The organism is Streptomyces sp. NPDC020845 (genome assembly GCF_044334165.1).
Taxonomy (GTDB): domain Bacteria; phylum Actinomycetota; class Actinomycetes; order Streptomycetales; family Streptomycetaceae; genus Streptomyces.
Genome location: NZ_JBIRSJ010000018.1, coordinates 249414 through 261078, shown reverse-complemented (window position 1 = coordinate 261078; position 11665 = coordinate 249414). Strand labels below are relative to the sequence as shown.

3 protein-coding genes are annotated in these 11665 nt (G+C 67.2%); 1 reads left to right on the top strand and 2 read right to left on the bottom strand.

The window, feature by feature from the left end; genetic code table 11:
• Positions 1-9440 (bottom strand): type I polyketide synthase (locus tag ACH4U7_RS41015; RefSeq protein WP_398532869.1); only part of this gene is annotated, 9440 nt, incomplete at its 3' end.
• A gap of 292 nt (positions 9441-9732) precedes the next feature.
• Entirely contained in the window at positions 9733-10890 is a 1158-nt protein-coding gene (locus ACH4U7_RS41010) for an amidase domain-containing protein (RefSeq protein WP_398532868.1), read from the bottom strand.
• A 193-nt stretch (positions 10891-11083) separates the two neighbouring features.
• Between ACH4U7_RS41010 and ACH4U7_RS41005 the strand changes: the two genes are divergently transcribed.
• Positions 11084-11659 (top strand): hypothetical protein, encoded by a 576-nt coding sequence (locus ACH4U7_RS41005; RefSeq protein WP_398532867.1) that lies wholly within the window; start codon positions 11084-11086, stop codon positions 11657-11659.
• Positions 11660-11665: the final 6 nt, after the last annotated feature.

Here is an 11665-nt window from a genome sequence, read left to right as displayed (position 1 = left end):
GCTTCGTCCATGGCTGCGGCGAACAGCGGGAACGCGTGGTACAGCTCGTATCCCATACGAGGGCGTTGCGTGCCCTGCCCGGAACACACAAACGCCAGCTTCCCCGCTCCGGTTGCTACGCCTCGTACCAGGTTCTCCTGTTCCTCGTCGGCCTCCAGAGCCCTCAGGCCATGAAGGAAGGCTTCGCGGTCCGGGCCCAGGAGTATGGCACGGTGGTCGAAGGCGGTACGACCGGTCGCCAGCGCGTACCCGACATCGGACAACCCCACCTCAGGGTGAGCTGTCAGGTAGGTGCGTAGTTTCGCTGCCTGCGCTCGTAGTGCCTGTTCGGACTTGGCCGACACCATCCACGGAGAGGAGGAAGCAGAGCCAGTGCCCGGTTCCCTGTCCTGTGCGGGTGGTGCCTGTTCGAGGATGACGTGGGCGTTGGTGCCACTGACCCCGAACGACGACACCCCCGCACGCCGGACACGACCGGTCTCCGGCCAGAGCGTGGCCTCGGTCAGCAGTCGCACTCCGCCCGAGGACCAGTCCACATGCGGCGACGGCTCCTGGACATGCAATGTCCGCGGCAACATCCCATGCCGCATCGCCATCACCATCTTGATGACACCCGCAACACCCGCTGCGGCCTGCGCATGCCCGATATTCGACTTCACCGACCCCAGCCAGACCGGTCGATCGTCGGGGCGTTCCTGACCGTAGATCGCCAGCAATGCCTGTGCCTCGATCGGATCACCGAGGGTCGTTCCTGTGCCGTGCCCCTCCACCGCGTCGATCTCCGGGGCCGTCAGCCTTGCAGCGGCCAGCGCCTGCCGGATCACCCGCTGCTGCGACGGACCATTCGGCGCCGTCAGACCATTGCTCGCCCCGTCCTGATTCACCGCGCTACCCCGCACCACCGCCAACACCGGATGCCCCAACCGCCGCGCATCCGACAACCGCTCCACCAACAAGATGCCCACGCCCTCGCCCCAGCCGGTTCCATCAGCGGTGGAGGAGAAGGCGCGGCACCGACCGTCTGTGGACAGGCCCCGCTGTCGCGCGAACTCGACGAAAGTGGTCGGGGTGGACATGACGGTGACCCCGCCGGCCAGGGCCATCGAGCATTCCCCTGACCGCAGTGCCTGGCTGGCCAGGTGCAGGGCGACCAGGGACGACGAGCACGCCGTGTCCACGGTGACGGCGGGACCCTCCAAGCCCAGGGTGTAAGCGATTCGGCCCGATGCGATGCTGCTCGAGCTGCCGGTGAGGACGTAGCCCTCGACGGACTCCGGTGAACGCTCCAGGTGGATCGCGTAGTCCTGGGCGTTGATGCCGGTGAAGACACCGACAGGGCTGCCTTGCAGAGACCGTGGGTCGATGTGCGCTCGCTCCAGAGCCTCCCAGCTGGTCTCCAGCAAGAGCCGCTGCTGGGGGTCCATGGCCAGGGCCTCGCGGGGGCTGATGTCGAAGAAGGCGGGGTCGAACTCGGCCGCGTCGTACAAGAAGCCACCCTGCTGGGTGTAACAGGTGCCCTTGTGTGCGGGGTCAGGGTGGAAGATTCCCGCAAGATCCCAGCCGCGGTTTGTCGGGAAGTCCGCGATCGCGTCGCGTTCCATGAGGATGAGATCCCAGAACTCCTCGGGCGTACTCACGCCGCCCGGGAACCGGCACGCCATGCCGATGATCGCGATGGAGTCGTCGGCCTTGGCAGCGGGACTGAATGGTGCTGCGCTCGCTGGGCCGGATTCCTCACCCGCCAATTCGGTTTGCAGATACTGGGCGAGCTTGTTCGGCGTCGGGTGATCGAAGATGAGGCTGGTAGGGAGACGGAGTCCGGCGAGGGCGGTCAGCCGGTTGCGGGTCTCGACGGCGGCGAGGGAATCGAGTCCCAGCTCCTTGAAGGGCCGATCGGAGGGCACCGCATCGACGTCGCTGTGTCCGAGGACCGCGGCCATCTGAGCCCGTACGAGTTGGAGAAGCACCTCCCGCTGCTCGCCCGGGTTTCGGTTGGCCAGTTGCCGGTGCAGGGCCGTCTCGGAATCCTGATCCATCGCCTGCCGGGTACGTTGCCTCTGGGCCTCGGGAATGTCCTGGGTGAGCGGAACGGATTCGCCGCTGGGGCTGAGATTGACGGCGAAGGTACCCCAGTCGATGTCGGCGATGATGTGGTGGGCTTGGCCCGGGGTGGCGATGGCCTGCGAAAGCGCGGTGAGCGCCGGTTCCGTGGGCATGGGGAGCAGACCTCGGCGTGCCAGGTGCCCAGTGATCTCGGCGTTGGCCAGGCCGCCCTGTTCCCACAGTCCCCAGGCAATGGAGGTGGCGGGGAGTCCTTGGGCGCGACGGTGCTGGGCCAGGGCGTCGAGGTAGGCGTTGGCGGCGGCGTAGTTGGCCTGCCCAGGGCTGCCGAACGTGGCCGCCGTGGAGGAGATCAGAACAAAGGCATCGAGGTCCAGATGCCGAGTGAGGTTGTGCAGATGGTGGGCGGCGTGTGCCTTGGGGCCAAGAACGGTCGACAGACGATCCTGAGTCTGAGCGGTCAGTGTGGCGTCGTCGAGGACACCTGCGGTGTGGATGATGGTGGTGAGGGGGTGGGTTGGGGGGATGGTGTTGAGGAGGTTGGTGAGTTGGTTGGGGTTGGTGGTGTCGCAGGTGGTGATGGTGGTGGTGGCGCCGAGTTGGGTGAGGTGGTGGTGGAGTTGGGTGTTGTGGGGTGTGTTGGGTCCTTGTCGGTTGGTGAGGAGGAGGTGGCAGTGGGGGTGGTGGGTGGCGATCCAGGTGGCGATGTGGGTGCCGATGGCGCCGGTGCCGCCGGTGATGAGGATGGTGCCGTGGGGCTTCCAGGGCTGGGGGGCGTCGAGTGCGGCGCGGGCCGTGGTTCGGATCAGACGGCGGGCGTGTAGGCCGGTGAGGCGTAGGGCGAGTTCGCGTTCGTTGTGTTGGGTGGTGAGGGCGGTGGTGAGGTGGTGGAGGTGTTGTGGGGTGGGGGTGGTGGGGAGGTCGATGAGTCCGCCCCAGTGGTTGGGGTGTTCGAGTGCGGTGGTGCGTCCGAGTCCCCAGATGTGGGCTTGGGTGGGGTGGTTGAGGGGTTCGGTTGGGTGGGTGGTGGTGGCGGTTTGGGTGAGGCACCACAGGGGTGCTGTGGTGTTGGGGTGGGTGGTGAGGGTTTGGATGAGGGTGAGGGTGAGTGCGGTGCCGGTGGGTAGGTGGGGGTGTTCGGGGTGGGGTTCCTCATCGAAGGCGAGTAGCGAGAGCACGCCGTCGACGCTCACCAGATCACTGTGTTCGGCGAGCCGTTGAGCAAGGGTTTCGGGGTCGGCACAGGAGGAGTCGAGGGTGAGCGTGATGGTCTGCGCTCCAAGGCGACGCAGGGCATCGACGATCACGTCGATGGGGGCGTCCGCACTCCGCAGAGCGGGGACGACGATGAGCCAGGTGCCGGGTGACCTGGTGCCGCTCTGGGGGAGGGTGACCGGTTTCCACGTCTCGCGGTAGCCCCAGGAGTCGATGACGGCCTGGTCATCGTGGCGCTTACGCCAGGTGGAGAGTGCCGGCAGGACTGTTTCGAGGGAAGAGTCACGGTCGATGGCCAGGGCGGAGGCCACTGCGTCGACGTCTTCGCTCTCCAACGATGCCAAGAAGCGGATGCTGGTGGTGTTGGGGGTTGGGGTGGTGGTGTTGAGCCAGTAGTGGTGGTGTTGGAAGGGGTAGGTGGGGAGGTTTGGGTGGTGGGTGGGGTTGGGGGTGTGGTGGTGCCAGGTGGTGGGGTGGCCGTGGGTGTGGAGGTGGGCGAGGGCGGTGTGGGTGGTGTGGGTTTCGGGTTGGTCGGGGTGGAGGAGGGCGTGGGCGTTGGGGGTGTGGTGGGGGAGGTTGTGGTGGGTGAGGGTGGTGAGTGTGGTGTCGGGTCCGAGTTCGAGGTAGGTGGTGACGCCGTGGGTGTGGAGTTGTTGGGTGGTGTGGGCGTAGTGGACGGTCTCGCGTGTTTGCCGGACCCAGTAGTCGGGTGTGGTGGGGTCCTGGTCGGTGGGGTTGGTGGTGACCAGGGGGGTGTGGGGTGGGTGGTAGGTGAGGGTTTCGGCGGTGGCGTGGAGTTCGTCGAGGAGGGGGTCGATGTGGTGTGAGTGGAAGGCGCCGCTGACCTTCAGCGGAGTGGCCTTGCGCCCCATGGTGCGGAAGATTTCGGCCGTAGCGTTCACGTCGTGGCGATCACCGCTGATGACTACGGACCCGGGCGCGTTCACCGCGGCGAGCGACACCCGCCCCTCAAGTGGTGTGAGGTGTTCGTGGAGTTCTTCGGGGTCGGCTTGGAGGGTGGTCATGGCGCCGGTGGCGGGGAGAGCCTGCATCAGGCGGGCGCGGGTGGTGACCAGGCGGGCCGCGTCGGGGAGGGTGAGGATCCCGGCGAAGTGGGCCGCGGTGATCTCCCCCAGGGAGTGGCCGGCGTAGTAGTGGGGCGTGAGCCCGTACTGTTCGGTGACCAGGCGGTGCAGGGCGACCTGGAGAGCGAACAGCGCGGGCTGGGCATAGCCCGTCTGATGCAGCAACTGCGCCGTATCGTTGTCGTTGTCCGGTTCGGCGAACACGACGTCCCGCAGGGGCCGGTCGAGGTATGGATCGAGGTGCGCGCAGGCTTCGTCCATGGCTGCGGCGAACAGCGGGAACGCGTGGTACAGCTCGTATCCCATACGAGGGCGTTGCGTGCCCTGCCCGGAACACACAAACGCGAGCTTCCCAGTTCCGGTTGCTACGCTTCGTACAAGCCCAGCGTGTTCCTCGTCGGCCTCCAGAGCTCCCAGCGCTTCCAGGAAGCCTTCGCGGTCCTGGCCCAGGAGTACGGCACGGTGGTCGAAGGCCGCACGACCGGTGGCCAGCGCATACCCGATATCGGCCAAGTCGAGTTCCGGGGCCGAAGCGAGGTACTGGCGCAGCCGTCGCGCCTGCGCTTGCAGCGCGTCCTCGGACTTCGCGGACACAAACCACGGTTCGAGCAGCGGTGTTGGCGTTGAGGTGTCTTCACCGGTTTCCGGAGCTTCGGTCGGTGGTGCCTGTTCGAGGATCACGTGCGCGTTGGTGCCGCTGACGCCGAAGGAGGACACCCCCGCGCGTCGGAGGTGGCCGGTGTCGGGCCAGGGCGTGGCCTCGGTCAGCAGCCGTACTCCGCCCGAGGACCAGTCCACATGCGGCGACGGCTCCTGCACATGCAACGTCCGCGGCAACACCCCGTGCCGCATCGCCAGTACCATCTTGACGATCCCGCCCACTCCGGCCGCCGCCTGGGCGTGTCCGATGTTCGACTTCATCGAGCCGAGCAAAAGTGGCTGGTCCACGGAGCGGTTCTGACCGTATGTCGCCAGAAGGGCCTGGGCTTCGATCGGGTCGCCCAGCGTCGTCCCCGTACCGTGCCCCTCCACTGCGTCAATGGCAGTCGGCGTCAACTCGGCGCTGGCGAGGGCCTGGCGGATGACGCGTTGTTGTGAGAGGCCGTTGGGCGCGGTGAGTCCGTTGCTGGCGCCGTCCTGGTTGACCGCCGTTCCTCGCACCACGGCCAGGATGGGATGCCCGAGCCGCTGCGCGTCCGAGAGCCGTTCCACCAGCACCATGCCCGCGCCTTCGCCCCAGCCGGTGCCATCGGCCGTGGCGGAGAATGCCTTGCACCGACCGTCCGGAGACAGCCCACGCTGCCGGGAGAACTCGATGAAGGCCGCCGGGGTGGACATGACGGTGACCCCGCCGGCCAGGGCCATCGAGCATTCCCCTGACCGCAGTGCCTGGCAGGCCAGATGGAGGGCGACCAGGGACGACGAACATGCCGTGTCCACGGTGACCGCCGGCCCTTCCAGGCCGAAGGTGTAGGCCACGCGCCCTGAGGCAATACTGCCCGCGCTTCCATGAACGAGGTATCCCTCGAACCCCTCGGGGGCGATCGGGAAGCGCTGCGCGTAGTCGTGGTAGGCCAGGCCGGCGAAGATCCCGGTCTGAGTGCCGCGTACCGAGGTGGGGTCGATGCCTGCTCGCTCGAAGGCCTCCCAGGAGACCTCGAGAAGAATTCGCTGCTGAGGGTCCATGGCCAGGGCCTCGCGCGGGCTGATGCCGAAAAATTCGGCATCGAATTCGCCCGCTTGGTGAATAAACCCCCCCTCCCTCGTGTACGACGTTCCGAACCGCTCGGGATCCGGGTCGTAGAGGTTGTCGAGGTCCCAGCCACGATCGGTCGGGAATCCGGAGATCGCGTCCTGCTCGGTCACGAGCAGATCCCACAGCTGTTCTGGGGTCTGTACGTCTCCTGGGTAGCGGCACGCCATGCCGATAATTGCGATGGGTTCGCCCGTGCCAACGGTCGTGAGGGGGACGTGGCTGACGGTTTCGCCTCGCGTACCCAGTAACTGCTGACACAAATGCTGTACGAGCGCGGCGGGGCTCGGGTAGTCGAACACGATGGTCGGTGCAAGGGTCAGCCCGGTGGCCTCGCACAGGCGATTGCGGAACTGGACGGCAGTCAGCGAGGTGAAGCCCAGTTCCTTGAACGCGCGCTCGGCGTGGATGTTCTCGGGGCTCCCATGGCCGAGGACGCCGGCGATGTGCGTGCGAACGGCGTCGAGAAGAGTCTGCTGCTGCGCGTCTGGTGGTTGGTGGGAGAGCCGCTGACGAAGAGTAGCTGTGGCGGGCGGTTCGGCCGAGATGGGGCGGGGGGTGTGCTGCTCGCCTTGCGGTTCGGAGACATGAAGCCAGTAGTGGTGGTGTTGGAAGGGGTAGGTGGGGAGGTTGGGGTGGTGGGTGGGGTTGGGGGTGTGGTGGTGGTGCCAGGTGGTGGGGTGGCCGTGGGTGTGGAGGTGGGCGAGGGCGGTGTGGGTGGTGTGGGTTTCGGGTTGGTCGGGGTGGAGGAGGGCGTGGGCGTTGGGGGTGTGGTGGGGGAGGTTGTGGTGGGTGAGGGTGGTGAGTGTGGTGTCGGGTCCGAGTTCGAGGTAGGTGGTGACGCCGTGGGTGTGGAGTTGTTGGGTGGTGTGGGCGTAGTGGGCGGTCTCGCGTGTTTGCCGGACCCAGTAGTCGGGTGTGGTGGGGTCCTGGTCGGTGGGGTTGGTGGTGACCAGGGGGGTGTGGGGTGGGTGGTAGGTGAGGGTTTCGGCGGTGGCGTGGAGTTCGTCGAGGAGGGGGTCGATGTGGTGTGAGTGGAAGGCGCCGCTGACTTTGAGGGGTGTGGCTTTGCGCCCCATGGTGCGGAAGATTTCGGCCGTAGCGTCCACGTCGTGGCGATCACCGCTGATGACCACGGACCCGGGCGCGTTCACCGCCGCGAGCGACACCCGCCCCTCAAGTGGTGCGAGATGTTCATGGAGTTCGTCCGCGTCGGCTTGGAGGGTGGTCATGGCGCCGGTGGCGGGGAGAGCCTGCATCAGGCGGGCGCGGGTGGTGACCAGACGGGCCGCGTCGGGGAGGGTGAGGATCCCGGCGAGATGGGCCGCGGTGATCTCCCCCAGGGAGTGACCGGCGTAGTAGTGGGGCGTGAGCCCGTACTGTTCGGTGACCAGACGGTGCAGGGCGACCTGGAGAGCGAACAGCGCGGGCTGGGCATAGCCCGTCTGATGCAGCAACTGCGCCGTATCGTTGTCGTTGTCCGGTTCGGCGAACACGACATCCCGCAGGGGCCGGTCGAGGTATGGATCGAGGTGCGCGCAGGCTTCGTCCATGGCTGCGGCGAACAGCGGGAACGCGTGGTACAGCTCGTATCCCATACGAGGGCGTTGCGTGCCCTGCCCGGAACACACAAACGCCAGCTTCCCCGCCCCGGTTGCTACGCCCCGTACCAGGTTCTCGTGTTCCTCGTCGGCCTCCAGAGCTCCCAGCGCTTCCAGGAAGGCTTCGCGGTCCGGGCCCAGGAGTACGGCACGGTGGTCGAAGGCCGCACGACCGGTCGCCAGCGCATACCCGACATCAGCCAGCCCCACCTCAGGACACCCCGCCAGATACGCACGCAGTTGCGCTGCCTGCGCCCGTAGCGCCTGTTCGGACTTGGCCGACACCATCCACGGAAACGACCCCGACGAGGCATCCGCCGGATCGTCGTTCTCCTCCGGCGGTGCCTGTTCGAGGATGACGTGGGCGTTGGTGCCACTCACCCCGAACGACGACACCCCCGCACGCCGGGCACGACCCGACTCCGGCCACGGCACCGCCTCCGTCAGCAGCCGCACCCCGCCCGAGGACCAGTCCACATGCGGCGACGGCTCCTGCACATGCAACGTCCGCGGCAACACCCCATACCGCATCGCCATCACCATCTTGATGACACCCGCAACACCCGCCGCGGCCTGCGCATGCCCGATATTCGACTTCACCGACCCCAACCACAACGGCCGGTCCCCCACCCGCTCCTGACCGTAGGTCGCCAGCAACGCCTGCGCCTCGATCGGATCGCCCAGCCGCGTCCCCGTACCGTGCCCCTCCACCACCTCCACATCCGCCCCGCCAACCCGCGCACTGGCCAGCGCCTGCCGGATCACCCGCTGCTGCGACGGACCATTCGGCGCCGTCAAACCATTCGACGCCCCGTCCTGATTCACCGCACTGCCCCGCACCACCGCCAACACCCGATGCCCCAACCGCCGCGCATCCGACAACCGCTCCACCAACAACATCCCCACACCCTCCGCCCACCCCGTACCATCCGCACCCACCCCAAACGCCTTGCACCGCCCATCCACCGACAACCCCCGCTGCCGCGCAAACTCCACGAAGATGCGTGGGGTCGACATGACGGCCACTCCACCCGCCAGCGCCATGGAGCATTCCTCGGCCCGCAGCGCCTGGCAGGCCAGATGCAGGGCGACCAGAGACGACGAACACGCCGTGTCCACGGTGACCGCAGGCCCTTCCAAGCCCAGCGTGTAAGCGATTCGGCCCGAGGCGATGCTTCCCGCGCTGCCGGTGAGGATGAATCCCTCGGCGGACTCCGGGGGCCTTGAGGCGTGTCCGACGGGGTAGTCCGGTGGGTTGACGCCGGTGAACACGGCGGTCCGGCTGCCGCGGACGGAGGTCGGGTCGATGCCGGCGTGCTCGAAGGCCTCCCAGGACGTCTCCAGCAGCAGCCGCTGCTGCGGATCCATCGCCAGCGCCTCACGGGGTGAGGTCTCGAAGAACTCGGCGTCGAATCCGGCGGCGTCGTAGAGGAAGCCACCGTGCCGCGTGTAGCAGGTGCCGGATCGGTCCGGGTTCGGGTCGTACAGCCGCTCGATGTCCCAGCCACGGTCGGTGGGGAAGTCCCCGATCGCGTCCCGCTCCGCCACGATCAGCTGCCAGAAGTCCTCGGCGGACCGTACCTCGCCGGGGAAGCGGCAGGCCATGCCGACAATGGCGATGGGTTCTTGCTCCCGCTCGGTGACCTCGTAAAGACGACGGCGAGTCCGGTCCAGATCCGCGGTCACTCGCTTCAGGTAGCTGAGGAGTTCGTCTTCGTGCACCAAAGTGGGATCACTTTCTTGAGCGTCCTTGAACACGCATGGCCGCTCGGCAGAGGCAGCAGTCAGAAGCAGACGTTCATGGACTTATATGCCAGTGCGGAAGAACAGCGGTCGCATTGGACTTGAATGCACCTCGAGCAGCGGTGCGGGCGCCGCTGGTCGCGCCGAAAAGAGTTTCGACGCACCGAGAAGAGTTCGACGCGCCGAAAAGTGTTCGGGGAGACAGCTGGGCCCGCTGCTCCCACTACGGGGTATGGGAACAGCGGGCCCAAGCGGCCGAGATGGTGGCCAGGTATCAGGTGCGGTAGGCGTAGTACGCGGAGTTCGGGTACGACGAGAGGAGGCTGGACAGCGACCGCCGGTAGGTGTCGGTGTCGTGGTACGTGAGGTACGGGACGCCGCTCGTGCTCCGGTACGAGGTGATCATGGTGTGATCCTTGGCGCCGTCCTTGTCGAAGTCCACCTGAAGGACGTCACCGATGTCCATCTGGTAGGCGTTCGCGAGGGCGGTGGTCCGCTTCGCGGTCTGCGTGAACCAGGACCACTCGTTGACGCCGATCCAGGTGTCGGACTGGCTCGACGTGCCGTACCACCAGGTGTCGTAGTCCTCGGTGGAGGTGGTGTCGTGTTTCCAACCGCCCGCGTAGAGGGACTGGCTGATGTAGTTGGTGCAGTCCCCGCCGGCGCTGTTGAAGCGGCGGTAGGCGGTGTTGTAGTTCTTCCAGTACTTCTCGGCGTACGTCGCCATCGCCGCGTAGTTGTACGTGGTGCCGGTGCCGAGGTTCTTGGGCTTGGCCGGCGCCGGGTATGTGGTGGCGGCGCGGGGGGCGTCGATGATGGCGCTCGGGCGCACCGGCGCCGTGCTCGTCGCCGGGACGGGCTCGTTGATCGCGCGGGGGCCCTTGTCCGTGCGGCGGACACTCACCAGCTGCCAGGTGCCGTCCGTCTGCGCCGTGAAGGTGAGTTCGTGGTGTGCGGTGAAGCCGGTGGTCGGGGGCTCGTCGCCGCGGATCTTCTCGTAGGTGAGGGTGGTGGCTTCGGTGACGCGGACCGTGGCCTTGCGACCCTCCACACGGGTGCTGTCGACGGTGGTCTTCGTGTCGGCGTCGCTGTAGGCCTCGCCGAGCACGGCCAGCCGGGCGCGCGTGTCCTGCACGGAGGCCAGGCTGGTGCTCTCCGCGCGGGAGGCCGCGGGCGAGAGCCGCACGTTTCCCTGCGACTTCCGTGCCGTGCGGGCGAGTTGGGGCCGGTCGAGCAGAGCGGCGGTGCGGTCGGTCAGTACGGCGTCCGCTATTCGACCGAAGGACGCGATGGTCGTCTGCGTCGCCGCGGGCGCCGAGTCGTCGGCGGTGGGGGCGGCGTCGGCGGCATGGGCGGCGGACAGGGGCAGCAGCGTGGCGGACAGCACGGTCGCGGCCACGGTTGAGTAACGGCTCAACGTCCGAGATCTCACTGGGATTCTCCTTGACCCCGGGTGGTCTGACCCGGGTGTCCGTCATCTTTGCACGTTCTCCTCAACCTCCTCAGTTGCTTCACGATATGTCCGGTCTGATGTGGTCACTCCGCGGTCGATCGCCGCGCCTGTCGCCCGCTTCTACCTGCCGCCCCCGGACGGAGATGTCCGTGCCGCCTGCTATCCAGGAGCCATGGAAGACACGACGTACCCCGAATTGCTGGGGGTCATCGATGAGTTCGCCGGGACACTGGACCCGAAGGAGCAGGTAGCCCGCCTTTACGACCTGATGGCTCCGCTGCTCGACCGTGTTGCGCAGGAGGATGAGGAGTTCAGCGACGAGCCTGTGCTGACGCCCGCGGATGTGGTGCGCGGGCTCCGTCAAGTTGCCGCAGGCGAGCCGAGCGACGTCGATGCGGTCCATGAGCATCTGACCGCCATGGGCCTGTACTACTGCGAGGATCAGGATCCGGAGCGGCATGTGGTGTCCCAGGCGGCGTTCGCGGCGGCGGTCTGGCTGCGCCTGCTGACCGGGCGGGAGTTGCATGCGACAAGCCTTGATGACGACGAGGATCTGGTCCCGCCATTCGCACCCTCGGCGTTCACGCAGATCGTCGACCTTCTGGCCTGGACCCGATCGGGCCAGACGTACATGTTCTGGGGGGATGCCCTCACCAATCCCGACTTCTGTGATTTTCCGGCCGCCATACGCGAGCTCGGGGCGATCCACCTGGAGATCACGGCCTCAGGGCGCCGGAAGAATGGGTGAGGACGC

What these genes read in the sequence shown, in the direction of transcription:
- ACH4U7_RS41005 (WP_398532867.1), top strand. Translation starts at nt 11,084, where the DNA reads ATGGAAGACACGACGTACCCCGAATTGCTGGGGGTCATCGATGAGTTC.